Below are 269 nucleotides of genomic sequence, written 5' to 3'. Positions count from 1 at the left end.
AAGTTGATTTGGGTTCGGCATGGAGAGACGAAAATAAATCGACAGAGCCGCTATGTGAGGCACAGTGACGCACCGTTACATGAGCATAGAAAAACGGAGGCATTGGAGCTGGCGTCTCGACTACTGAACATAATCGAGCTTCCCAAAGCATTGTATACAAGTGACTTGCTTCGCTGTGTCCAGACAGCAGAGCCGTTATCGGCAGGATTGCAGCTGACCGCGACGACAGTGCCTGCCTTGCGCGAATTGTCGTTTGGGAAATGGGAGCT

General features: G+C 51.3%; 1 protein-coding gene. It reads left to right on the top strand.

Annotated elements, in window-relative coordinates; translation table 11 throughout:
• Positions 1–3 precede the first annotated feature (3 nt).
• Positions 4–269 (top strand): histidine phosphatase family protein (locus SB689_RS23265; RefSeq protein ID WP_410694419.1); only part of this gene is annotated, 266 nt, incomplete at its 3' end.

The sequence above is a fragment of the Chryseobacterium sp. SIMBA_038 genome (genome assembly GCF_046535115.1).
Lineage (GTDB): Bacteria > Bacteroidota > Bacteroidia > Flavobacteriales > Weeksellaceae > Chryseobacterium.
The sequence above is the reverse complement of the archived record's forward strand: the minus strand, read 5'-3'. Positions and strand labels throughout refer to the sequence as shown.